General features: G+C 45.6%; 23 protein-coding genes. 12 read left to right on the plus strand and 11 right to left on the minus strand.

Annotated elements, in window-relative coordinates; genetic code table 11:
• Positions 1 to 4: 4 nt before the first annotated feature.
• On the minus strand, positions 5 to 1,600 hold the full coding sequence (locus tag C6G87_RS02495) for a methyl-accepting chemotaxis protein (RefSeq protein ID WP_104751968.1): 1,596 nt from the start codon (positions 1,598 to 1,600) through the stop codon (positions 5 to 7).
• A 68-nt stretch (positions 1,601 to 1,668) separates the two neighbouring features.
• The gene (tsaD, locus tag C6G87_RS02500; protein WP_104751969.1) at positions 1,669 to 2,694 is read right to left on the minus strand and encodes a tRNA (adenosine(37)-N6)-threonylcarbamoyltransferase complex transferase subunit TsaD; all 1,026 of its coding nucleotides are present in this window, start codon (positions 2,692 to 2,694) and stop codon (positions 1,669 to 1,671) included.
• A 47-nt stretch (positions 2,695 to 2,741) separates the two neighbouring features.
• On the opposite strand from tsaD, the gene C6G87_RS02505 reads away from it, so the two are divergent.
• Genes C6G87_RS02505 through hypE form a run of 3 tightly spaced genes read left to right on the plus strand, consistent with a single transcriptional unit; the run spans position 2,742 to position 6,930 of the window.
• Complete coding sequence (locus tag C6G87_RS02505) at positions 2,742 to 3,737, plus strand: agmatine deiminase family protein (RefSeq protein ID WP_104751970.1); 996 nt, start codon at positions 2,742 to 2,744, stop codon at positions 3,735 to 3,737.
• Positions 3,737 to 5,959, plus strand: a complete 2,223-nt coding sequence (gene hypF / locus C6G87_RS02510; RefSeq protein ID WP_104751971.1) for a carbamoyltransferase HypF — start codon at positions 3,737 to 3,739, stop codon at positions 5,957 to 5,959. Before C6G87_RS02505 ends, hypF begins: the two co-directional genes overlap by 1 nt.
• Positions 5,941 to 6,930 carry a hydrogenase expression/formation protein HypE gene (hypE, locus tag C6G87_RS02515; protein WP_104751972.1) on the plus strand — a complete coding sequence of 330 codons (990 nt, stop codon included), beginning with the start codon at positions 5,941 to 5,943 and terminating at the stop codon, positions 6,928 to 6,930. Before hypF ends, hypE begins: the two co-directional genes overlap by 19 nt.
• Positions 6,931 to 7,127: 197 nt before the next feature.
• Here the strand turns inward: hypE and C6G87_RS02520 are convergent, their stop codons facing one another.
• From C6G87_RS02520 to C6G87_RS02550, 7 genes are read right to left on the minus strand one after another with little or no spacing between them, the layout of a single operon-like run.
• Positions 7,128 to 8,153, minus strand: coding sequence for a sensor histidine kinase (locus C6G87_RS02520; RefSeq protein ID WP_104751973.1), 1,026 nt, complete (start codon positions 8,151 to 8,153; stop codon positions 7,128 to 7,130).
• Positions 8,154 to 8,160: 7 nt separating this feature from the next.
• The gene (locus tag C6G87_RS02525; protein WP_104751974.1) at positions 8,161 to 8,466 is read right to left on the minus strand and encodes a hypothetical protein; all 306 of its coding nucleotides are present in this window, start codon (positions 8,464 to 8,466) and stop codon (positions 8,161 to 8,163) included.
• On the minus strand, positions 8,463 to 9,500 hold the full coding sequence (locus C6G87_RS02530) for a flagellar basal body P-ring protein FlgI (protein WP_104751975.1): 1,038 nt from the start codon (positions 9,498 to 9,500) through the stop codon (positions 8,463 to 8,465). The genes C6G87_RS02525 and C6G87_RS02530 overlap by 4 nt, the downstream gene beginning before the upstream one ends.
• 9 nt (positions 9,501 to 9,509) lie before the next feature.
• Positions 9,510 to 10,355, minus strand: coding sequence for a prolipoprotein diacylglyceryl transferase (gene lgt, locus C6G87_RS02535; RefSeq protein WP_104751976.1), 846 nt, complete (start codon positions 10,353 to 10,355; stop codon positions 9,510 to 9,512).
• Positions 10,352 to 11,098 (minus strand): RluA family pseudouridine synthase, encoded by a 747-nt coding sequence (locus C6G87_RS02540; RefSeq protein WP_104751977.1) that lies wholly within the window; start codon positions 11,096 to 11,098, stop codon positions 10,352 to 10,354. The genes lgt and C6G87_RS02540 overlap by 4 nt, the downstream gene beginning before the upstream one ends.
• Positions 11,074 to 12,249, minus strand: a complete 1,176-nt coding sequence (gene waaA / locus C6G87_RS02545; protein WP_382262421.1) for a lipid IV(A) 3-deoxy-D-manno-octulosonic acid transferase — start codon at positions 12,247 to 12,249, stop codon at positions 11,074 to 11,076. Before waaA ends, C6G87_RS02540 begins: the two co-directional genes overlap by 25 nt.
• Entirely contained in the window at positions 12,249 to 12,977 is a 729-nt protein-coding gene (locus tag C6G87_RS02550; protein ID WP_104751979.1) for a zinc ribbon domain-containing protein, read from the minus strand. Before C6G87_RS02550 ends, waaA begins: the two co-directional genes overlap by 1 nt.
• Positions 12,978 to 13,746: 769 nt before the next feature.
• On the opposite strand from C6G87_RS02550, the gene recG reads away from it, so the two are divergent.
• The 8 genes from recG to C6G87_RS02590 all read left to right on the plus strand — a co-directional run bounded on the left by recG (position 13,747) and on the right by C6G87_RS02590 (position 20,471).
• Positions 13,747 to 15,633 carry an ATP-dependent DNA helicase RecG gene (gene recG / locus C6G87_RS02555; protein ID WP_382262384.1) on the plus strand — a complete coding sequence of 629 codons (1,887 nt, stop codon included), beginning with the start codon at positions 13,747 to 13,749 and terminating at the stop codon, positions 15,631 to 15,633.
• A 92-nt stretch (positions 15,634 to 15,725) separates the two neighbouring features.
• On the plus strand, positions 15,726 to 17,225 hold the full coding sequence (ccoN, locus tag C6G87_RS02560; RefSeq protein ID WP_104752060.1) for a cytochrome-c oxidase, cbb3-type subunit I: 1,500 nt from the start codon (positions 15,726 to 15,728) through the stop codon (positions 17,223 to 17,225).
• 9 nt (positions 17,226 to 17,234) lie between these two features.
• Complete coding sequence (gene ccoO, locus C6G87_RS02565) at positions 17,235 to 17,954, plus strand: cytochrome-c oxidase, cbb3-type subunit II (RefSeq protein WP_104751980.1); 720 nt, start codon at positions 17,235 to 17,237, stop codon at positions 17,952 to 17,954.
• Positions 17,954 to 18,163, plus strand: coding sequence for a cytochrome c oxidase, cbb3-type, CcoQ subunit (locus tag C6G87_RS02570; RefSeq protein WP_104751981.1), 210 nt, complete (start codon positions 17,954 to 17,956; stop codon positions 18,161 to 18,163). Before ccoO ends, C6G87_RS02570 begins: the two co-directional genes overlap by 1 nt.
• Positions 18,164 to 19,027 (plus strand): cytochrome-c oxidase, cbb3-type subunit III, encoded by an 864-nt coding sequence (gene ccoP, locus C6G87_RS02575; RefSeq protein ID WP_104751982.1) that lies wholly within the window; start codon positions 18,164 to 18,166, stop codon positions 19,025 to 19,027.
• A complete protein-coding gene (locus C6G87_RS02580) occupies positions 19,027 to 19,221 on the plus strand; it encodes a DUF4006 family protein (protein WP_104752061.1) in 195 nt (64 codons plus the stop codon). The genes ccoP and C6G87_RS02580 overlap by 1 nt, the downstream gene beginning before the upstream one ends.
• Positions 19,222 to 19,345: 124 nt before the next feature.
• Entirely contained in the window at positions 19,346 to 19,936 is a 591-nt protein-coding gene (locus C6G87_RS02585) for a hypothetical protein (protein WP_199767609.1), read from the plus strand.
• Positions 19,926 to 20,471, plus strand: a complete 546-nt coding sequence (locus C6G87_RS02590; protein ID WP_104752062.1) for a hypothetical protein — start codon at positions 19,926 to 19,928, stop codon at positions 20,469 to 20,471. The genes C6G87_RS02585 and C6G87_RS02590 overlap by 11 nt, the downstream gene beginning before the upstream one ends.
• Here the strand turns inward: C6G87_RS02590 and C6G87_RS02595 are convergent.
• On the minus strand, positions 20,468 to 21,238 hold the full coding sequence (locus C6G87_RS02595; protein WP_104751983.1) for an outer membrane protein: 771 nt from the start codon (positions 21,236 to 21,238) through the stop codon (positions 20,468 to 20,470). The two genes, C6G87_RS02590 and C6G87_RS02595, sit on opposite strands and share 4 nt — an antisense overlap.
• Before the next feature lie 315 nt (positions 21,239 to 21,553).
• Between C6G87_RS02595 and C6G87_RS02600 the strand changes: the two genes are divergently transcribed.
• A complete protein-coding gene (locus tag C6G87_RS02600) occupies positions 21,554 to 23,320 on the plus strand; it encodes a BspA family leucine-rich repeat surface protein (protein WP_233708969.1) in 1,767 nt (588 codons plus the stop codon).
• 7 nt (positions 23,321 to 23,327) lie between these two features.
• Here C6G87_RS02600 and C6G87_RS02605 read toward each other — a convergent pair whose 3' ends face one another.
• Complete coding sequence (locus tag C6G87_RS02605; RefSeq protein ID WP_104751984.1) at positions 23,328 to 24,455, minus strand: DegT/DnrJ/EryC1/StrS family aminotransferase; 1,128 nt, start codon at positions 24,453 to 24,455, stop codon at positions 23,328 to 23,330.
• Positions 24,456 to 24,573: the final 118 nt, after the last annotated feature.

Genomic DNA, 24,573 nt, shown 5'->3' on the forward strand with positions numbered 1-24,573 from the left:
AGCCCTAGACTCTGAATTTCATAAACTCACTTTCTAATTCCTGATTCTTGGTTACCAGTTTGAGGCTGTGCTCTTCTAGCTGTTTGCGCACCGCCTTAACTTCTGTAAAGATATTGAGAAACTCAGTAATAACCTGATTGAGTTCCTCCATCTTTGCCACCACAACATTGGTTTGATTGTGAGTTTCTTGGGATTTTTGCTTGGTGGTGCTCAAATTATCTGTGGCGTTCTTGGCATCAGTGATGAGCAAAGAGGTTTGTTCTGAAACTTCCTGAGATTGGGTTGCTACATTCTGAATCCGCACTCCCATGTTTTCAATGCTTTGGGTAACCATGTTCACCATCGCGGTGATTTCGCCCAAGGATTTTTGCGTCTTGCTGGCTAGATTGCGTACTTCATCGGCAACCACGGCAAACCCACGCCCATGCTCGCCCGCGCGCGCGGCTTCTATAGCAGCATTCAAAGCCAATAAGTTAGTTTGGTTGGCGATTTCCTCAATGATGGAGAGCACGCCCTTGATCTCATTAGCATGGCTGACCAACTCGCTAGATTCCGTGGCGATCTCTTGCTGGTTTTGTGCAGACGCTAAAATCATATCTACCGAGTTTTGAATTTTATCAATGAAAGCCCCCAAAATCACGCTAGTTTGATCTAAGTTTTCTATCGTGCTGCCTAAATTTCCCTTCGCAAGGTTTAAATTTTCGCTCACTTCGTGGTTGATATTCTTCAAGTTTTCTACCGATTTGAGCTCGCGTTCGGCAGCTTCGTTTAAAGTCAGCGTGGAGTCCTTGAGCGCAACACCTACCTGATTGTTCTCCTCTACAATGCCCTTGCCAATCTTGACGATTTCCCTAATTTTAGTGATAAACTGATTGATATAACTAGACGCAATCCCCAGCTCGTCTTTGGATTTAATCTCTAGTTTTTTGGTCAAATCCGCCTCTTGAGATGAGGCTAGATTTTTGGCTGTAGTTTCAAGATTGTTGAGAGGATTGATCACATCTTTTTGCACTACAAAGAAAATCAACAAGATAATACCCAAAGAAATACCCATCATCCAAAGTAAAGTTTTGGTGCTGAAGGCATCCGCATTGCGTTGGGGTTCTTCTAAAGAAAGCTTGATTTGCATCACTCCGATCATGTCCCCGGCCTTATTATTGGTATGGCAAGCTATGCAACTCTTGTCTCCCACGAGGGGCTGTAAAACCCGCACATGTCTTTCCTTGCCTTCCCCGCACACTTTCACCTCTTGAGGTGTGCTCGGATCGCTGAAATAGCGCAAAATTTCGGGGTCTTGGGTAAAGGTGTCATGCAAGCCAAAGAGTTTAATATCCCCTTGACCCGGGTAAAACTTCATTTGCACTCCCGGGAGCTTATTGCTATCATCAATAGCTTTATAAATAGCCTCTGTCGTGCCCACAGTGATTGCCTGCACAATCGTATTGATGATAGAAGCATTCAAACTCTTAGCAGCAGCTTTTCCCTGCATTTCTGTAAGATGAGTGTAGTCGCGCTTGACGATCGTAAAGATCAAAAATGCCAGCAACCCAAGCAAAACAATTAGGTAAACTAGCGCACGCGCTTGCAAGCTCTTCAACATGGGATTCTCCATCTATGTATTGGATATTTAGAGTCCAACATTCTAACATGAAAAAACGACAAAAAGCGCTAGCCCACACTCTCTAGAATCTCCGTATGTGGGCTAATATCCAAGGTGCGTAAATCTACAAATTCCTCATTGTGATAGCTTTCTACCCCCGCACGCCCGATCATCGCCGCGTTGTCCGTGCAAAACTCTAGGGGGGCGCACAAGAGCTCCACCCCAAATTGCGCACACAAGATTTCTAATTGCGTGCGGATGTAAGCATTCGCGCTCACACCCCCCACCAAGCCAAAGCACCTCACCCGGGCATGTTCTAAATACGCCCGCACTTTGTGCAATAAATGCGCGCAGGCAGTTGTTTGAAACCCCGCACAAATTTGTGCCTGCAATTCTTGACTCAAGGGTTGGGTTTTAGCCACCGCCAAGCGCACGGCGTTTTTTAGCCCTGAAAAACTAAAAGCCAACGCGCTTTTTTGTTTAAGGGGGAGGGGGAGGGGGTACTGCTCCCCTGCAGGGCACAGATTTGCGCATTTTTCTACTTCAGGCCCCCCCGGATAGCCCAAGCCTAGCATTCTAGCCACCTTGTCAAAACTCTCTCCCAAGCTATCATCTAAGCTTTTGGCGATAATGCGCATGTCTGTGGGACTATCCGCTTCTATAATTAGAGTATGCCCTCCAGAAACCAATAGCACGCTCAAGGGGAAGCGCGCATGGAGCTGGTTGATAAAGAGAGAATAAAGATGCCCCTTGAGGTGATCCACACTAATGAGGGGTAGCTTTAGACTCAGAGCCAAAGTTTTAGCCATCATCAAACCCTCTAGAAGTGTGATTGCCAATCCGGGGCGCGTGGTGATCGCGATGGCTTTGAGGGGGGCAAAGGGGGTTTTACCCCCTAAAAACTCTTTAGCTCTTTGGAGCAGTAGAGGTAGATTGTGCGCGTGCAGGCGCGAAGCCAACTCAGGCACTACCCCCCCATGCGCGCTGTGTTCCTGCTCTTGGGAGATTTTGGCATGCCAGAGCAATTTAGAATCTTCTAAGCGCGTGAGCGCGAGCGAGCTATCATCACAACTGCTTTCAATGCTTAAGATCATCGCGACCCTTGTAGTATAATGTACCCCATTATACTACAAGGGTGAAAATGGCACGATTTAAAGCAGAATGGGAAGAACAGAGCGCAATTTTAATGGCGTTCCCGCATGCCTCTAGCGATTGGGGTGCGTATTTGCACGAGGCGCGAGAGTGTTTTACGCAGATCATCAATACCTTAGCGGGCTACCAGCGCGTTTTAGTCTGTGTGCACACCAGCGATAGCGGGGGGTTGGATAAATTAAGTCGCTTGAACAATGTGGAAGTGGTGTTATTAGACACCAACGACACTTGGGCGCGCGATTTTGGACCTTTGTGCGTAGAAACCGCCGGGGTGCATTTCTACCTCAACTTTGTCTTCAACGCATGGGGCAACAAGTATGAGAGTAAATTAGACAATGCTATTAGCATGAAACTCGCTCAAAAGGGGCTATTGCAACATCCCTTGCGTTTTGTAGATGTGATCTTAGAAGGGGGGAGCATTGAAGGAGATGGGGCGGGCACGCTTTTAGCGAATCGCTATTCTCTGCTCAACCCCAACCGCAACCTCGATCCAGAAAAATCCATCGCCCGACTCAAGCAAGAACTCAGTCTCTCTAGGATTTTATGGATAGACACGCCTCCCCTAGCTGGGGATGATACCGATGGACATATTGACACGCTAGCGCGCTTTTTAGACCCAGAGACCATCGCCTATGTGAGCTGTGAGAATTCAAGCGATCCTAACTACCAGTCCCTACAAGAGATGCAAGAAACCCTACAGAGTTTTAGAACTTTAGAGAACAAACCCTACAAACTCATCCCCCTGCCCCTCCCTAGCCCCAAGTTTTACCAAGACCAACGCCTGCCCGCCACTTACGCCAACTTCTTATTTGCCAACAGCAGGGGGCAACGCGTGCTCTTTGTACCCACCTATAACGACCCTTTAGATGCCCAAATTCTTAAAACCCTACAAAAACACACCCAAATTGAAGTGGTGGGTGTGGATTGCTCCTTTTTGATCCGCCAACACGGGAGTTTGCACTGCGCGACCATGCAACTTTATTAATGCGTCAAATTCTAGTCTATGGACAGGTGCAGGGGGTGGGCTTTAGACCCCTTGTCTATCAAATCGCCACGGCATTGGGCGCGCATGGTTTTGTGCGCAATGTGGGCGGAGCGGTGGAGATTGTGTTAGAAAAATCCCTAGAATCCGCATTTTTAAGCAAGTTGCATGCTAAACTCCCCCCCCAAGCCCAGATTTTAGAGATACACACCCAAGACATAGCAATAAACGCCCTAGATTTTTCTATCCAGCCTAGTTTGAGTGCTCCGCACACGCCAGACCCCCTCCCCTTAGACAAAGCCACTTGCATGGCTTGCTTGCAAGATTTGCATGACCCTACTAGCCGTTTTTATGGCTATGCCTTCACCACTTGCGCGCAATGCGGTCCGCGCTTTAGCATGCTCTATGATTTGCCCTTTGATCGCGACAACACGAGCATGCGCGCCTTTGAGATGTGCAACGCATGCGCACGCGATTACCACGACCCGCAAAGTCGGCGTTTTTTTGCCCAAGGGCTCTCCTGCCCCCAATGTGCGATCGCTTTGAGTTTTCACACCCAAGAGGGAGTCAACACAAGCGCGCCTTTGCAAGCCTGTATTGAGGTTTTGCAAAAAGGGGGCGTGGTGGCGATCAAGGGGATCGGAGGCTTTGCGCTCATGGGGGATGCGTACAACACGCAAACCACCAAGCGCATTAGAGAAATCAAGACTCGCCCCTTTAAACCCTTGAGTGTGATGGTGGCGCATTTGGCAATGGCGCGCGATCTAGTTTACCTCAACCCCCTAGAGGAGCAGACCCTCCAAGAGAGTAGCGCGCCCATTCTCATCGCCCGCGCCAAAGCCCCCCTAAACCCCCTCATTGCCCCTCATTTAGACACTTTAGGGTTATGCCTGCCCTACACCCCCTTGCACCATCTGATTTTACAAGCCCTAGATCGCCCCTTGATTTTTACCAGCGCTAATTACAAGGGCGTGGGCATTTTTCACACCCTAGAACAGGTACGCGCGCTTGAAGTGGAGGGCATTTTAGATCACGATCGCGCCATTGTCCACCCCATAGAGGATAGCGTGGTGCGTGTGAGCGGGGGGCGTGTGGGGGTGGTGCGCTTGGGGCGCGCTCTAGCCCCTTTAAGTGTGCCTAGCTCAAATTCAGAACTACTCTGTGGCTTTGGGGCGCAAAGCAAAGCCTCTTTATGTTTTAGCCAATATTTTAGCCTAGTGAGCCCTGAGATGGGTAGCCTGGAGAGTGTGCAGAGTGTAGAGCATTACCAAGATACCCTAAACTTCTACCACCACCTAAGAGGCACACCCGAGCATGTCGGCATAGATTTACACCCGGGCTATGTTTCTTCTAAGCTAGGGCAAGAAAAAGCGCAAGAATGGGGCATTTCTTTAAGCCAAGTCCAACACCATGAGGCGCATTTTTACGCCCTTTTGGGCGAATACGCGCGCGCGCACCCCTTAGAGCCCGGGCAAAGAGTGCTAGGTTGGATCGCCGATGGCTTTGGGCTAGGTTTGCAAGGGCAATTATGGGGCGCGGAGGTTTTTGAGGCGTGTTATCAAGGCTTTTGGGAGGTTAAACGCCTCTATAGCCTAGAACCCTTTGAGATTTTAACCACCCCTAAAGCCCTTAGAGATAGTTCTTATTGCGCCTACGCCCTGGCGCGCGCACACCATCTGCAAGGCTTGCTAGATCGCCTCCAGATAGAAAATAGGGATATTTTAGATCGCATGCTCGATTGCCATCTGCAAACCCACGCCACCACTTCGCTAGGGCGACTCTTTGATGCGATCGCGTGTTTTTGTGGGGTGGGGGGGCTTAATAGCTATGAAGCCCAAAGCGCGGCGCAATTAGAGAGTTTGGCGCGCTCTATTAACACCTCTGCGCGCTATGCCCTAGAGTTAGATCAAGAGCATATCAGTTACCGCGCCCTGCTCACAGAATTACAAGCCGATCTTTTAAAGGGGCAAGAGGCTTTAAGCGCGCGCAAATTTCACAACGCCCTAGCCCATTTGGCTTTAGAGCTACACACGCGCCAGCGCGCGCCCTTGCTGGTGGGGGGTGGGGTGTTTGTGAACTCTTTGCTTTGTGAGGGGATCAGCAGGCTTTTAGGCGATAGGGTCTTTTTCCCCCAAATGCTGCCCTTTGGAGATGGGGCGATCGCCTTTGGGCAGGTGGAGTATTTGAAAAACCAAAGGAGGCAAGCATGCGGCATGTCAGTCTGAGTTGTGGCAATGGGGGCAAGGAGAGTTTAACGCTCATTGATGGCGTGTTCAAGCCCTATTTACAAGAGTTTTTATGTGCAGAGGGCGAGGACGCTGGGATTTTTGAAGGGGGCTTGTGCGCGCTGAGTACCGATAGCTTTGTGGTCGATCCGCTCATCTTCCCCGGGGGGGATATTGGCAAATTGAGCGTGTGCGGGAGCGCGAATGATGTGTGTATGCGCGGGGCGCGCCCGGAGTTTTTGAGCATGGGTTTTATTTTAGAAGAGGGCTTAGAGATCGCGCTTTTAAAGCAAATCTTAGCCTCTGTGCAGACGGAGTTAAAATTAGGCGGACTCAAATTGCTTTCCTTAGACACCAAAGTCGTGCCTAAGGGCTGTGTGGACAAGCTTTTTATCAACACCACCGCGCTAGGGCGTGTGATTTACCCGCATTTGAGCGCGAAAAATCTCAAGATAGGGCAGAGTATTGTTGTGAGCGATTATATTGGCGCGCATGGCGCGCTGCTCTTTTCTTTGCGCCATGAAATCCAATTACACACCCCGCTAAAAAGCGATTGTAAACAACTCTTTAGCGTGTTAGAGGGGGTTTTAAACAGCCCTTATCAAATTTATGCCATGCGAGATGCCACGCGCGGGGGGTTGGCTGCCCTGCTGCATGAATGGGCTTTAGCTTCTGGCGTGGGGATTGAAATTGAAGAAGACAAAATCCCCATGCTAGAGGGGGTGAGGGGGGTGTGTGAGATTCTAGGGCTTGAACCCTATGTCTTGGCTAATGAGGGGGTGTGCGTGCTCAGTGTAGAGAATAAGGACGCTTTAGAGGTGTGCGATCTCTTAAAAGAAGGGGGGGCAAACCCGGCCCTCATCGGGGAGGTGATTCAGGCGCGCACCCCCTGCGTGCACCTGCGCAACCCATGGGGTTCTAAGCGGTATTTAGAAATGCCTGAGGGGGAGTTGTTGCCGCGCATTTGTTAGTGTAATCAAGCGTGGTTTCAGTCTCCATATCTACCAAAAACGCTTGGATGTGCTCTAGCTAATTTTGACACATGGAAAAAGATCGGTATTCTGGCGTGAAAGGCAATAAAAACAATTAAAGGCGCACCAAAGCCAACCTCAAGCAATACACGATCGTTCCTCAGAAATCTTAGGCAAGTTAGAAAAACTCCAACGCATCACGTTGTTTCTTCTAAATCCCTTAGAATGCGGATTTCAAAGGTTTTATCTGGGGTGTCTAGTAGCGTGATTTGCCCCCCGTGCGCCTCTACCACCTGCAAAGAGAGCGCCAAACCTAGCCCATTGCCCTTTAATTTGGTGGTTTCAAAGGGCTCAAAGAGCACTTCTTTATCAATAATTTCCTTCCCATCGTCCTTAATGTGGCAGACCACCCACTCCCCTTCTTCAAAGATATTGACCTCAATTTGCCCCTCTTCTAAATGCCCCTCTTCAATCGCATCAATGGCGTTATACAAGAAGTTTTGCAGGGCGATACTGAGCAAGCTTAGATCGTAGCGCGCGCTAATGGGCGCGATGTCTGTTTTCAGTGTGATGTCCTTGGTGTAGGTGTATTGGTTGAGCGCGTCCTTGATCTCATCTTCTAGCAAAGAGAGACTTTGTACGATCTTATTGGCATGCACCCCTTTAGAAAAGAGCAAAGTCGCCTTGATGATGCGCTCCACGCGCCACAACGCCTTTTGCAATTCAAAAACGATGGGCTTGGTCTTCTCATCTACCTTTTTGAGCAACACAGAGGTGAGAAGTGAGATAGAGCCTACGGGGTTGCGAATCTCATGGGCTAGGTGGGCGGAGATCTTGCCCATAGAGACTAGGCGTTCTTGACGCTTTTGCTTGGTGATGTCTGTAGCGGTGATGATCTCCTTGCCCTGAATCTTGTTGTGCTGAAATAAATAGTTCTTGCCCTCATGCTCGATCTCGCTATTAAAGCCTTGCGCGCGCGCCTTTTCAAAAATGCTCTGATTCTCTAGGGCTTTGCTATTCTTATAAAAGAAACTCTTGTTCTCATTGAGCACCCAAATGGCTTGGGGGAGAATCTCAATCACCCATTCATAAAGGGCTTTGTAGTCCTTAAACTCTTTTTCTACCTTGTAGCTTTGCAAAATAAACTCATTGAGCAAGGCTAAAAGCTCTTGGCGATCCCCGATTTTGTGTAAAATCCCTTCTGAATCCGCTGGTCTCTCCATGTGATCCCTAACCTTGTTTCTTGGCTTCCTCTTGGGCTTTCAGAAAGTTGAACAAGAGCTCGCTATAGCCAAAATGCCCACTGAGCTGATCTGAGAGCGATTCTTTGAACATGGATTGGTAAATCTCGCTCCCGGGTTGTTTAGGGTAGAGCGGGTTGTCTAGTTTGAGCGCGGTGTCTAGCATGAATTTCAAGAGCAAGGATTCAAAGGCATTAGTCTGTTCTTTGAGCTTGGCATCATCGCCCTTAAGACTCTTGGCATCGAGTTTATTGGCTAAATACTGGTTGTAGATGTCTAAATTATTCTTGATCATATGACCTCCATTTCTGCGCTGATCGCTCCCCCCTTTTTCATCGCCTCTAGGATAGAGACGATGCCCTTAGGACTCACCCCGATTTTTTGCAACGCCTTAACCACGCTGGCAATAGTCGCTTTCTGTGAGCTCAAAACATTCTCTTTGGTGTCAAACATGGTTTGTGCGTCCAGCTTTTGAATATCCTTTTTTGCCTTGCCCTTCTTGGGTTCTAAGAGCTCCTTTGTGATCTTGATAGTTACATCTCCGCTAGTAACCACCACCGGGTGCACCACAATATCCACCCCCGCCACCACAGTGCCTGATTTTTCATCAATGATAATCTTATTGGCATGGCTGTAATCAATATTGACTTCTTGAATCAACGCCAAAAACTCTACCATAGTTAAATTATCCGGTTTTTTGAGCTTGATGGTTTTGGGGTCAATGGCTAAGGCGACCGCGCCTTTAAAAGCGCGATTCAAAGCCTCTTGAATCTTGATCGCGTTTTTGAAATTGGGCTTTTTAAGACTCAAGGTCATGCCATTTTTATGAAAGAGATCGTAACTGACCTCGCGCTCAATGGTCGCGCCATTGATGATCGTCCCTGAGAGTAGATTAGCCGAATTGCCCAAACTCACGCTCCCCTGGGCGATGGCGTAAATATTCCCATCAATGGCGCTTAAGGGGGTCATCACCAACACCCCATGATCGATGGATTTGGCATCCCCAATGGAGGAGATTTGTACATCAATCTTATCGCCCTGCCGTGCAAAAGAGGGCAGGCTAGCGGTGATCATCACGGCGGCGACATTCTTAGACTTGATGTCTTGGGGGGAGACTTTCACATTCACGCTTTCTAGCATGTTGGCAATGGATTGCATGGTGAATTTAGAGCCAGACTTATCCCCCGTGCCATTGAGTCCAATCACCAACCCATAGCCCACTAACTGGTTATCGCGCACGCCCACGATATTGGCGATGTCTTCAATCTTCTCGGCATGCAAGCCCACCACACACACACAAAGGGCTAAGAATCTGCTTAAACTTCCCATGCACGCATTCTAGCTAAACTTTTTTAATCCGCGCTTGGCAATATAGCCCCACAGACCTAGAGAAACCCCCACCATCACCAAGCTTAAAATCTGCCCCATGCTCAAGTGCCAAAAATAATACCCTAGTTGCACATCTGCCTCTCTCCAGTATTCGCAAACAAAGCGCGCGCACGCATACCCCAAACCATAAACCACCATGAGCATGCCCGGAGCGCGCACAAACTTTTTAGCCACCAACACCACCACAAACAGCACCAGCCCCTCTAAAAACGCCTCAATGAGTTGGCTAGGGTAGCGCAAAACCCCATTGACCATAATGCCAATTTTATGCCCCCACACATCGCCACTAGGCACTATGCGCCCTACTAATTCTTGGTTTAAGAAATTGCCTATCCGCCCAAAGACATACCCCAAGGGCAAAGAGATCGCAATCAAGTCCAAATAAATTAAAAAGTTTTGCTTTTTGACCACGCTAAAGAGTACAGAGGCGATCAAAAAACCCACCAGCCCGCCATGGTAGCTCATCCCTCTAATGCCCACAAATTCGCCATTGTAAAAGGGGTTGAAAATCTGCCATGGGGCTTTGAGATAGTAAAGGGTGTTGGGATCGTAGATGAGGATATAGCCCAAGCGCGCGCCCAAGATCACGCCCAACTCCACATAGAGAAAATAGCTTTCAAAATGCGCCCTAGTGATGGGGAAACGCTGCGGATCGCATTTGATCGCCCTGAGCGCGACAAAAAAGGCGATGAGCAGCGCGCTCACATAAGCCAACCCATACCAATGTACATTCAAGCCAAAGAGAGAAAAGGCAATGGGGCTAAAATGGCTATAAATTTCATTCCAAAAACTCAAAAACCATCTCCTAGGTCAAAATAGGGGGGGGTGGGGGCTTGTAGGTCATAGCCCAAAATCTGCACGCGTTTAGCATGCAAAAAGAGATGCGCACTGGGCTTTGCTCCATAGAGGGTATCCCCCACAATGGGGTGCTTGATCGCGCTTAGGTGCGCGCGGATTTGATGGGTTACCCCGGTTTCAAGCACCACTTTTAAAAGGGTGTGGCGGGGGTAATGCTTTAGGGGGGTGATGTGCGTGATCGCCTCTTTGCCCCTAGGATCACAGAGACTTTTGACAAAACCCTTATGCGCATGCGCATGGCTTTTTTGCACCCTTAAGGGCATGCGCAAGGTCTGTACTCCGCGCACTATGCCCTCCACCAACGCGCAATACTCCTTATAAACTCCTCTTTGTTTGAAAGCCAATAGCGCGCGGGTATAAAAGGGATCACAAGCTAGCAAGAGAACCCCGCTTGTGGGCTTGTCTAGGCGGTGCAAGAGTTGGTAGGGCGCATGCGTATCTTGTACTCTATAGCTATCCACTCCCGAGCTCTTGCAAATGGCTAAGAGTGTGTCATCTTGATAGAGAACGCTAGACTCCACACTTTCTAGCACCTCAAAACGCGTTGTGAGAGGGAGCAGAGTTCTAGCCAATTTTACGGGTTTGTTGTGTACGCGCACTCTGCCCAAATCAATCAAGCTTTTGGCTTGGTTGTGCGAGATACCCAATTGCACACTTAAGAGTTTATAGGCTTTTTGCATATCATTTGGGCTAATGTTTCTAGGCGGTGATCGCCATATTCAATAGAGCTAGGCAGGATGTTTTGGGCTTGGGCTAAAGCTTGGCTTAATTGATAGGGTTCTACCAAGACATAATTTTGCACACAGCTAAACAAGGCTTCTTGATTGAAAATATGCATGCCACTGATGAGTTTAGCCCCAAAAAAGGCAGGTTCTAGGGGGTTATGCCCTCCTATGGGGGCAAAAGCCCCTCCCAAGATCACAATGTCGGCGATGGCATAAAAGTCATTGAGCACCCCTAGCGCGTCAATCAAGGTAACTTGATGACGCCATGTGAGCCCCTCTGAAAAGACATCAAAAATAAGTCCTTTTTGGATCAGCATTTTCTGCACTTCTGCAAAGCGTTCGGGGTGGCGCGGGGCAAGGCAGAGAAACGCATCGCTTTGAAGAGCTAGAAACGCTTCTAAGATCAAAACTTCTTCGCCCGGGTGGGTGCTAGCCCCTAGAATCAAAGTTTTAGGGGGTTTTGGGTAGTGGTTGGTGTGCTTGGGGGGGTTGAACAGCTTGAGATTGGGGAAGATCGCCCCTGTTCGCGCCCCTAAGGCATACAGCCTTTCTAAATCTAGCATGCTTTGGGCGTAGATGCGATCCACCTTAGAAAACAGGTAAGCATAAAACGCTTTAAAGCGGTGGTAACGCGGGTAAGAACGCTTAGAGATGCGCGCGTTGATCAACAAGGTTTGCGCCCCCATTTTTTTACCCAAAACAAAGACCCCTAGCCACAATTCGGCTTCTGTAACCACTAAGGATTGCAACTGATCTAAATCCTTGCGCCATAGCCAAAGCAAAGTTTCAAAGAGTAAGTAGCGCACCTGTACATAGGCGTTATGGGCATAGGTGTTATAAGCAAGCGTGTAGCCGGTTTGGGTGGTGGTGGTGAGCAAGATAGGGGTATTGGGGAAAAGGGCTAGCAAGGGTTCTAGGGATTTGACTTCGCCAAAGGAGCAGGCATGAAACCACAATGTGGGTTTAAAGCTCAAGGCATGCCCCTTAGCAAAAAAACGCGCCCCCAAAGAGTGGCGGTATTTGGGTTTGAAACGCCACAGGGCGATTAAGGGCAGAGCTAATAGGTGTGCTAGTGCAAGCACAGCAATATAGACGCGATAAAAAATTAGATCTCGCTTGTGGATTGGGGTTGGGTTTCTACATAGAGAATGCGCCCACAATGCGGGCAGGTCAAAATGTCTTGACTGCCCAAAATCTCCGTATAAGTCTTGTCATTAATGCGGATAAAGCACCCCCCGCACGCCTGCCTGCGCACACTCACCACACAGGTATTGCCCGCCCAACGCCTAATGCGTTCGTAAAAGGCGATGAGTTTGCGATCCATGTTGAGGGTGAGGGTTTGCTTTTGCTGGAAAATCTCCTGTTGGCGTTGCTTGATCTCTGCGGTGTCCTTTTCAACCTGTTCTTCTAGAGCATTAATTTGAGCCTCGAGACTTTCTAAAGCTTCTTTCAATGAATCTTGAAGCTTACTTTTATGAGTGATCTCATTTTCTAGTTGCTCAATCTCCTTGTTAGCTTGGTTAGCGCGTTCTTTAGTAATGTCCTCTTCAATACTTAGTGATCGCAATTCGCGCTCAGATTTAATTTGAGCAATCTTTTTTTGAATGCTGTCCACTTTGGCATTGATTTCATGTAAGGTCTGTTCGTTCTTGGCAATTTGCAATTTCAACGCCGCTTTTTCTTCTTCTAGCGCGCTGTACTCGGACTGCTGCTTGTGTTTGGTGGCTAATGCCTTATCTAAATCCACGCGCTTAGCTTGAATCAAGGGTTCTAGGGCTTCAATGTCTTTATCTAGGCGCGAAATCTCTATCAATTGGGTTAAATGCGCGTTCATGCCATGCCTTGTAGATGTAATTAGATGAGGGTTTTAGCATATTTTGGCTTAGGAAGAAATCTTGGTAGAAAAAGACAAGTATGCTAAATTTGTGTATCGTTGTGCAAATTACAAGAAAAACATGTCTCCTTGTAAGTTAAGATGGAGGTTTATATCGAGATTTATAAAAGTCTTCTTAGACGCAACTTTTTCAACACCTCTCCTACTTTCCCTGTGCCAGATACGAATATATGGAGGTATACCACGAATTAGCAGCATTCATCCCACCCACTAAAACAAACACATTTTCTAGTTCCAAATCCAACAAGCGTTCTAAGTAATTTTGTGATAGCCTACCGGACTTAGAACTAAAACTGGAAGCTAATCGGGTGAAATTGTCCAAGTTCAGAGAAGCTATCAGAGTCAGGTTTTGTGGCCCCCTGTTAGAACGCTCTATCATCAAACAGGAATCTAGCTCTTGTATGATAGATGGGTCTTATTTTTCCTTGTCATACTCTCCACAGCTAAAGCTAGAGGATTTTGGGATCAACAAGGCTTGCCTACTAGGTGATTCTTACAATCTCTCCTCCAAAAGTCGATTCCTTGACTCTGTGGCAGATATTGCAACACAAAAAACGCTTTATATCCCTATAGCTCCTATAGCTAAAGCTAGGAGACTTACGGAGCGAGCTGTAACCAAGTATACTTATGCTCGAGATGGCTGAGGTATGGATTGTTGCAAGTTTACGAAACCGCCTTTTAGTGGGTGGGGATTTACTTTAGGTGCACAGTGATTGATATAAATACGCTAGACGCAAAATTAAATCTTGGGTTGCCTTTGATGGATTTTTTAGAGCTCTTGCTAAATCCTCCTAAAGACTATGTGGCTTATACCTTGTTGGAAACTCTAGAAGTCGGACAACAAGGTTGTTTAGAGGTGCAGTGTTTAGGTGTGAGTGCGACTAAAACACTTAAAATAAGGGTTTTAGCCTTAGCTTTCAAGCGTGAAATAGAATTGATTCATTTTAACTATTCTGCCTACCAGATTAAGACTTTTTCTCAAAAGCACTATTTTGTTTATGGAAGATTACGTGCTAATCCCCACTCTCATACTCTACAAATAGTCCACCCTACTATCATCACAACCCCCAATAGCATTGCCATGCATTTTAAAAAGGAAGCCAAACATACCCGTGCCTTTAAAGCACAAAAAGATTTTAAAAACTATCCAGACTATGCAAACCATGTCCTAAGTCCCGCCAACCTTGCCAAGCTCGCCTTGGCACATGTACCCTCAGAAGTACGGACAAATTTGAATTGTATTTTTCACCCAACTTCAGAATTTGTACGCGCTTTCAACACCCATAAGGGTTTTTTTGGCAAGTATTTAGAATCCCTAAAATTTATCGAAGCATGGGCATACATGCTTTCTTTGAGTACTAAAAAATGGGATTTTAAAAGTAAATTCGCTGGTCATACAAATACAAAAGCCCTCCAAGAGTTTATCCAAGCCCTCCCCTTTACCCTCACGCCTGACCAACAGCATGCTATTGCAAGTATCCAACAAGACATGCAGGGAGCGATGGCGAGCAAAAGACTTGTGATGGGAGATGTGGGTTGTGGAAAAACAATGGTGATTTTAGCTAGTGTTGCCTTGGTTGCCCCCTACAAAAGCCTCTTGATGGCACCCACAAGCGTTTTAGCTAAACAGCTTTATGAAGAGGCGTGCAAATTCCTTCCTCGTTCTATCAAGGTGGCGTTATTGTTGGGGGGCTACACCTCTAAAAAAGCGTTGCAATCTCTACAAGAGGCAACTTTCATTATCGGCACAACAACTCTATTATATGTGCCTTTAGACATGTCTGAAGTGGCTTTGGTACTCAGCGACGAGCAACACCGCTTTGGAACAAAACAACGCTATCTTCTAGAGCAACGCGCCCATACGGGCTTTGTCGATGGTTCTGTACGCAAACCTCACTATTTGCAATTTTCTGCTACCCCCATTCCTAGAACTTTGGCAATGATGACGGCTAAATTTGTTAAAACTACCCTTATCAAAGACAAGCCTTACCACAAAAATATCACCACACAACTCATCAACAAAGCCCACTTTAACGCACTTTTGAGTCATATTCATACTCAAATCATGCAGAATAAACAAGTCGCTATCATTTACCCTCTTGTAGAAGAGAGTGTGCGTGCAGATTACATGCCCCTTAAACAAGGCGCACTTTATTGGCAGAAGCATTTCGAAGGCGTGTATGTCACTAGTGGCAAAGATGCCAACAAAGAAGAAATTTTAGAAGAGTTTGCTCAAAAGGGGAATATTTTATTGGCCACAACACTTATCGAGGTGGGAATTAGTCTTCCCAAACTCTCTAGCATTGTGATTGTAGGGGCAGAACGCTTGGGGTTAGCCACCCTACACCAACTCAGAGGTAGAGTCGCGCGTTTAGGAGGCAAGGGCTATTGTTTTTTATTTACACACCATATCAATAACCCTAGACTCCAAGAATTTAGTGAAACTTTAGATGGCTTTGAGATTGCTAATCTAGACCTAAAATACCGCAATTCCGGGGATTTACTACAAGGCACACAACAAAGTGGCTCTCATTTTAATTATTTGGATTTAGCTGTGGATGACAAAATTATTACACAAGTCAAGGCGCTATTTTGATAGGCATAGTGCGAACGCTTACACTATCTACACAATCTTGTGCTATACTTTAGTCTTTTAAATCAGATCGAGGAGTGTGCATGGACATAGGCATGCAGCAGAGTTACGCCAAGTCTGTTGGGGTCGCTAGAGGGGAGGTTGCGGAATACGATTATTCGATTGCGCGCCTATTCATCATTGCCATGATGGTTTTTGGAGTGATTGGTATGGTGATTGGTGTGTTGTTGGCTTTTCAGCTAGCATTCCCCCAGCTCAACTACATCGCTGGAGAATATAGCATCTTTGGGCGATTGCGTCCTTTACATACAAATGGAGTGATCTACGGATTTACTTTGGGAGGTATTTGGGCAAGTTGGTATTATATTGGACAAAGAGTCTTAAAAATTACCTACCACGATCACCCTTTTTTAAAAGTGGTCGGATATCTGCATTTTTGGCTTTGGATTATTGCTTTAGTGGCGGGCGTTTTGAGTTTATTTGCAGGGGAGACTCAAAGTAAGGAGTATGCTGAACTCGCGTGGCCCATCGATATCTTGGTAGTACTGGTGTGGGTGCTTTGGGGAGTGAGTATGTTTGGAAGCATGGGGGTCAGGCGCGAGAATACAATCTATGTTTCCCTGTGGTATTACATCGCCACTTATGTAGGCATTGCTGTGCTCTATATTTTTAACAATCTCTCTATCCCAACTTACTTTGTAGCCAATATGGGTAGTTTGTGGCATTCTATTTCTCTTTATTCGGGAAGCAACGATGCATTGGTACAATGGTGGTGGGGACATAATGCGGTGGCGTTTGTTTTTACGAGTGGGGTGATTGGCACAATCTATTACTTTCTTCCTAAAGAGAGCGGACAACCTATCTTCTCTTATAAATTGACCCTCTTCTCCTTTTGGAGTTTAATGTTTGTTTACATTTGGGCGGGCGGACACCACTTGATCTACTCTACTGTGCCTGATTGGGTACAAACTCTCTCTTCTGTTTTCTCCGTCATTCTAATTTTGCCTTCATGGGGTACAGCAATCAACATGTTGCTCACCCTTAGAGGGCAATGGCATCAACTCAAAGAGTCGCCCTTGATCAAGTTTTTGGTATTGGCAAGCACTTTCTATATGCTTTCTACTTTGGAGGGCTCTATCCAAGCAATCCGTTCTGTCAATGCGCTCGCACATTTTACCGACTGGATCATTGGGCATGTGCATGATGGTGTGTTGGGCTGGGTGGGCTTCTCGCTCATTGCTGCTATCTATCATATGGTGCCTCGCGTTTTCAAAAGAGAAATTTATTCTGCTAAACTTATGGATGTACAGTTTTGGTTAATGACTTTGGGTATCGTGCTTTACTTCTCTTCAATGTGGGTAGCAGGCATTACTCAGGGTATGATGTGGCGCGATGTGGATCAATATGGCAACCTCGTCTATCAATTCATTGACACTGTGCGCGTGTTGATTCCTTACTATGTAATCAGGGGTATCGGGGGTAGCTTGTACCTTATCGGATTCTTCATCTTCCTTTATAATGTGCTCATGACGATTCAAAAGGGGCGCGTGTTGGAAAAAGAGCCCGCTTATGCTACACCTATGGGTATGAGATAAGGAGTCCACATGTTTAGCTTTTTGGAGAAAAACCCTTTCTTTTTTACTTTAGCTTTTGTTGTTGCTTTTGCCATCGCAGGGATTGTGGAGATTTTGCCCAACTTCTTTAAATCTGCAAGGCCTATCGAGGGACTCAAGCCCTACAGCATTTTGGAAACAGCTGGACGACAGGTTTATATCAAGGAAGGATGTTATAACTGCCATTCCCAACTGATCCGCCCCTTTCAAGCAGAAGTGCAACGTTATGGGGCCTATAGCTTGAGTGGTGAGTACGCTTATGATCGCCCTTTCCTATGGGGCTCACGGCGCATTGGTCCTGACTTACATCGTGTGGGAGATGTACGCACCACAGCTTGGCATGAAAAACATATGTTAGACCCTACTAGTGTCGTACCCGGAAGTATTATGCCTGCTTATAAACATTTGTTTACCAAAGATAGTGATTTTGATACTGCCTACGCGGAAGCCTATACTGAGAAAAAGATCTTTGGTGTGCCTTACGATGTTTCTAACGGCGTAAAGCTTGGCAGTGCCAAAGAAGCCAAACAACTCTTCTTGCAAGAGGCGAAAGCAATTGTGGAGAACATGCAGAATCCTCAAATTGCAGAGGCGCTCAAAGCTGGACATGTTAAAGAGATTGTTGCTTTGATTGCCTACCTTAATAGCTTGGGGCAGTCTAGAGTCGCTCATGTGAATTTGGTAACCAATACCTCTGAGGAGAAGAAGTGATGGATTTGGATACACTTAGAGGGTTTGCCTATGTGTTTTTTACGATTCTTTTTACCCTCTTTCTCTATGCCTATATTGTAAGCATGTATGTTAAGGATAAAAAGGGCATTACTAATTACGAACGCTATAGTCAATTGGCTCTTCAAGATGAACTTCATGACGCGCTCATTGAACCGCGCCCACCCCTATCTTCACATAAAAGAGGCTAAATGGACATCTTAAAAGATCATATCAATTTGTTTGCACTAGGGGCGGCTTTGGTGATCTTAGTGGTTACCTTGAGCATGAGCTCGTCTTTATTCAAGGCGATGCGTGAAAAGACTAGCGGGGGCACTCTGTATAATAATGGACATCAATTCGATGGAATTGGCGAGTTTTTAAATAACATCCCCACAGGGTGGATCATCGGTTTCTTAGCTATCATTACATGGGGTGTTTGGTATATCTTTTTTGGTTACCCTCTTTTTAATTACTCCCAGATCGGAGAGTATAACAAAGAGGTTGCCAAATATAACCAAAAATTTGAGGCACACTGGAAAAACTTGAGTGCTAAGGATTTAGAACAGATGGGGCAGGGGATCTTTTTAGTGCAATGTTCGCAATGTCATGGGCTGGAGGCCACTGGCTTGGATAACACGGCGCGTAATTTAGTAACTTGGGGTAAAGAGGCGGGGGTCGTTGAAACGATTAAACAGGGCTCTGTAGGTTTAGGCTACCAAGCTGTAGAGATGCCTCCTATTGAGATGAGTCCAGAAGATGCTAAAGCAGTGGCGAGTTTCGTGATGGGAAAGATCTCAGATCTTAAGCACACAAATAACCCTCAGCTCGTACAAAAGGGTGAGACTATCTTTGCTAACATGTGCGCAAGCTGTCATGGAGCTGATGGCAAGGGGCAAGGGGGCATGGCAGCAGATTTAAGCCATTATGGCACGCAGGTGTTCTTAAAAGAGATTCTTGATAAAGGTAAAAAAGGGCACATTGGAGAAATGCCTAGTTTTGCCTACAGACATTTCAATGATATTCAAGTGCAAGCGCTTGCGCACTACATTCAGTCTTTACAGGGAGAAGAGTGATGAATGGTTTATTTGGTTTGAATGGTTTATTGGGTTGCTTGATCGTGGTTGCTGTACTCCTAGTTTTTGTAGGCTTTTTTGGCTTCAAGGCAGTTCAAATCCAGCAGAGAGAAGCCACACATTACTATCAACTGGATGCAGGCAAGATTGAGATGTTTGAGAAAAACCGCCAATTTTATCAGTCTAAGGAATAACGATGTTTACAGGTATGGAAAAGTTATTAGGCTTGTTTTTGATTCTTTTATTCGTGATCACCGTGGTGCTTTATTTTATTAAACCTAGCTTCTTATTCGCCGTTTGATGCTTGTAGTGGAGCGCATGCTAAAGCTTGTGCTCTTGTGTTTTTTTGGGTTGTTGACAGCTCAGCAAGGTTTTGTGCGTAGCAATGTAGCATTGCATTTTGTGCCTAAAAGTGTAGAGTTAGTGGAGCGCGTTTCAACAGAGTTAAGGCAAAAGACGGGGGTTTCTTTCGTGCTATTTGTGGTAGATGCGCATGTGCATAATAGGCAGGAGCGTTTGACTTACCAACAAGCGCGCCTAAAAGAGTTGGATGCGCCCTTTGTGGCGTTTTTTGCTTACTTTACAGCCCAAAAAATCGCTATTGTGACAGATCCTGCTAATTTGCTCGATGCAGATCAAATCTTCTTCGAGCGTATTGCGCCTTTTCTACCAAAGAAATGGGGGGAAAACATGGAAGAAAATAACGCTCGCTTCTCGTTTGCCCTGCTCAATGGTTATACTTATATGGCAGATGCAGTGGCACAAAAATACCATGTGCATTTAGAGAATAATATTCAAGAAGAAAACCATAATAACTTAATCAAAACTACTCTTTATATTTTGCTTTGTTCTCTCTTAGCGCTCTTTTTTTATGGCTATTTTTTTGGAGCAAGAAAACATGGACACTAAAGAAAAAAACTACTGGCCTATAGGCATTTTGGCAGTGCTTCTGCTAGGGGTGGTGTTGGTAGGCGCGTTAGTAATTGTTGCTATCAGGTATACCCCAAAAAATGATGACTCCTACCTCACACAGCATACCTATACCGATGCGCACATCAATACCATGCTTGCACATTATCGCTTATTTTTGCAAAACTATCACTTGGTCTTGGTTAGTCAAAACCAAAGCTTAACCCCTCCTTTCCCTTATTACCTCAATCAAAATACTCCCATGCTTTGGCTCAAGCTACAAGATAATCAAGTGCGTATCTTGATTAAAAAGCTCCGACCTGAGGCAGCCCCTTTAGAGTTATCGGTTTTGCTCGTTAAAGGCAAGGAAACCTCTCAGCCTTTTAGTAAACCACAGTGTGCAGAAAGCCCCAAACAAATTGCGTGCGACTTGCACCCTTTTAATCTTCCCGCAGAAGGGAACTACAAACTTTTAATTAGAGTCGATTTCAAGGGAAGCTATATCCCCTTGATTCAACCCGCCTACGCGCGCTAAAAGGTAAAGGTGTAGTTGACATACCAAGAATAAAGACGACGGATATAGAGACTTCCATCGTTCTTGGTTTGCAAGAAAGGGTTCTTTTTGAGCATGGGGAACTTAATTCCCGCCTCGATGCTACTGTGTTTAAGAAGGCGTATGCGACCACCTACATTGAAGAGGAATTGAAACCCTGTTGCTTTTTTATCCAATCCTACATATGTGAGGGCAACATTGTTAAAATCTGGTGTAGCCAAAATCCATGAGTTGCCTGCAAACTGGACACCTCCCACAACTCCTAGTGCCATAGCCTGATTGTTGATCACATTAAAAACGAGATCTGCGCCTCCGCCATAGGTGAGCATATTGGGTGCAACGGGCTTATTGCCACCTACAAGCTGTTGTAAGATTCCCATCACATTGACCTGACACTGGGGCATGCCACCTTGCACCGGGACTTGGGGAGGAGTCGGACCCTTACATACAATAGGATCGCCTGTGGCATTTTTGCGCGCAGCAAATTCAACCCCTTGCGCATGAGCATAGTCAAAAAAACCATAAAGTTTCACACCAAAATACTTGCTAGGAAAGAGCTGGTAACCCAACTGCACCCCAAAACCTTTCAGAGGAGTAGTAAGTTCCGTAGTCTTACCTCCACTCTGCATGCGAAGTTGCGCCTTACCCTGTTGATAACCAGCACCGATAAAAATTCCATTCCCATCTGTGGCATTCAAAAAGGCAATCAAAGAAGCCAAGGAAAGAACGGCAGAAAATTTGCGACGCATTTTACTCCTTTATAGGTAAATTTATGTTATATCAGCTTACCCTTCCCATACTAGATTTTAAACATAATCCCCCCAAAATCTACTTAAATAAAAGGTACCATAGTCAGCTAACGCCTGCACTGAACGATTTCTATCTCAGATGTGTTAAATAGTAATCTTGGAAAAATATCCATAAATACACAAATATTTATCTTTAAATGTAAAGTTTGTAATTGTTACAATTTTTTACAATTTATAAAATAAGTCGCGCTGTCTGTCCTATGTAGGTATTGCTTTATAAGTGATTCTATGTTATCGTCCGCAAGGTTGCGCCTGATGATTTGGTGGCTGTGCAAGCCCAACTTATCTCTCTTTGAGGTGTGCATGTTTTTCGCTTTGCGCTTTAAGGACTTTTCTGTAGGTCTTCTCTCGATTCTTTTGGTGGTACTTGCTTCTTTCTTAGACGCTCGTGCCATGTTTATCCCAAAGGATAAAGCCCAGTTAAGAGCTCTTTTAAAAAACCCCAACATTGCACTTTCTCAGATCGATACCAAACATATTACAGATATGAGCTATCTATTTTGTTTGCAGAATCCTTTGGAAAAAAAGGGTATCTGTACACCCTATCGCGAAGATTTTACCGGGATTGAAACTTGGGATGTCAGCCATGTAGAAAACATGGAGGGCATGTTCATGAATCAGGTGCGTTTCAACTGCCCTTTAAAGCAGTGGAACACGTCTCATGTAAAAAACTTTAGCTATATGTTTGCTAATGCTATCAGTTTTAACCAGCCCTTGAATACATGGAACACCTCTAAGGGAGTGGATTTTAGTTACATGTTTGCTAATGCTATCAGTTTTAACCAGCCCTTGAATACATGGAACACCTCTAAGGGAGTGGATTTTAGTTACATGTTTTACCATGCTAAGGTTTTTAACCAACCCTTGAATCGATGGAATCGGTGGAATCGTCTCCGCAAACCTCCTCAAAACTTTAGCTACATGTTTGCTAGAGCCACGCGCTTCAACCAAAATATTAGCACATGGAAAGGCTTGAAGAAAGCAAATACCCAAGGTATGTTTTTAGACACTTCTATCAAGCGCTCTATCCCCGATTCCCTCAGCGCTACCCCTCCCAATCTGATAACCTTTTTGCACTATCCTAAGAACAAGCAGGAACTTATTGCCCTCTTGCAGGACCCCAATGTGGCGTTAGAAACCATCAATACAGGACTCATCGAAGACATGAGTTATTTGTTTTGCAATAAAGAGGCTACTTATGCGCGGCTTATGCAACTTCCTATTAGAAATGGCGCGCTATGGAAATCACGCGATAGTGAGTATGCCCAAATTTTGGAACTCTATAGTCGTTGCAGCACTTTAGAGGAACGCACAGACTTGGAGGGAATTGAAACTTGGGATGTGAGTCGTGTTAAGAATATGGAAGCGATGTTTATGGGCAGAAAATTGCAGATTGCTCTAAATAATTGGGACACGAGCAGTGTTACTAACATGAAAGCCATGTTTGCTTTCTCTTCCTTTAATCAACCTTTGGAAACTTGGGAGATGCAACGCGTTAAGAATACAAGTTTTATGTTCTATGCTTGTAAGGATTTTAACCAAGATCTCAATGCATGGGATGTAAGTTATGTTGAGGACATGAATTATATGTTCAGTCTTACCTACCACTTTAATGGCAATATTAGGGATTGGAAACCTAGTCGCGCTACCAGTTTGCAAGGGACATTCAAATACGCAACTGCTTTCAACCAACCTATCGGAGCTTGGGACACTAGTCGCGTTACAGACATGTCCTATCTCTTCTATGGAGCTTTTGCTTTTAATCAGCCTTTGAATACATGGGACACTAGCCATGTTACAAACATGCAAAAAATGTTTTTTTACGCTAAAAATTTTAACCAAACCCTCTCTAGTTGGAATACTAAAAAAGTTACCAACATGTATAAGATGTTCGCCTATGCTCAGAGTTTTAACCAGGACTTAAGTACTTGGCATTTACACCAAGCTAATGTGCGTTGCATGTTCTTTCACGCAACAGGCATGAAAGACTTTCGGAATATTGATAATTTAAATTGCACTTGAGAGGAGACTATGCTCCTAATTTCTCACACATTGCTAGGAATGTGTCCGCGCTGTATTTAGCAAGAGCGAGAGTCATTTTTTGGTGGCATGGTAAAGAGAGCTCAGCCTGATAGAATGCTTGAGCTTTTGGTAGATGCAAGACACCTAGGCGCTCTTGATAAAGTTTGAAGGTATGGATAGGCTTGTAGTGCACTTGCACACCAATTTGTGCCTCTAGCAAACCTTGTAAAAGTATTTCTTTTTGTCCCCATAGTGTAGGATTAAGTAAAAGGGGATAAAGATGATTGGAGCTAGTAATATGGGCTGGTAAGCTTGCATGTAAAGGTGTGCAATAAGGATTATCAGCAAACACGCGATCATAGAAACACGCAATCTCTTCACGCACAGCAATGAAGCGATCAAGCTTGGGAAGTTGGCTTAAGCCTAGTGCGCCCTGCAATTCATTCATCCTAAAATTATACCCATAGTTAGCCACTTCTACATCAAAGCCTTGACTTTCTATCCCATGTGCGCGCAAAAGCTTAAGCCGATGATAAAGTTCTGAACTCTGTGTGGCGACCAGCCCACCCTCAGCTGTGGTCATTGGTTTGATAGCATGCAGGCTAAAAATAGTCGCATCTGCTAGTCCTCCAATCTTTTGTCCGCCGTAACTCCCCCCCAACGCATGCGAACTATCCGAAATAAAATGGAGTTTATGGCGTGCACAAAACTCTCTAATAGCTTCGATATGCACACTCCGCCCTCCATAATCAACGCTCACTACTGCTCTGATGTCCTCAGGGTATGCACAATTACGATAGGTTTCTTCTAAAAGAGCGGGGTCTAAATTACCATCGATTCCAATATCACAAAACAGGGGTGTGGCTTGGCATGCTAAAAGCATATTTGTAGTGGCAACAAAGCTCAAAGGAGTTGTAATCGCACTGTGCATGGAAAGTCCTAAAGCTTGATAGGTTATCAAGAGTGCGGAAGTAGCGCTATTGCATGCAACCACATGTTTAACGTCTAGATAGTGCGCCATAGCCTGTTCAAACTCTTCTACTAGGGGGCCTTGTGCCAGGTGCGCGCCCTGTAAGGCGCGCACAACAGCCTCTATGTCATCTTTGTCAATGCATTGGGTACTATAGGGATTCATCAGTTCTCCTTAACCACCATGCTAGCTAAACTGCTTAAAAACTCTCTTGAAAACACGCGTTCAATCCTCCTTCACTCCATATTGCATGCACATTGAGCAATTAACGCAATTACCCTAG

Source organism: Helicobacter baculiformis, assembly GCF_900197685.1.
In the GTDB taxonomy this organism is placed as follows: Bacteria; Campylobacterota; Campylobacteria; order Campylobacterales; family Helicobacteraceae; genus Helicobacter; species Helicobacter baculiformis.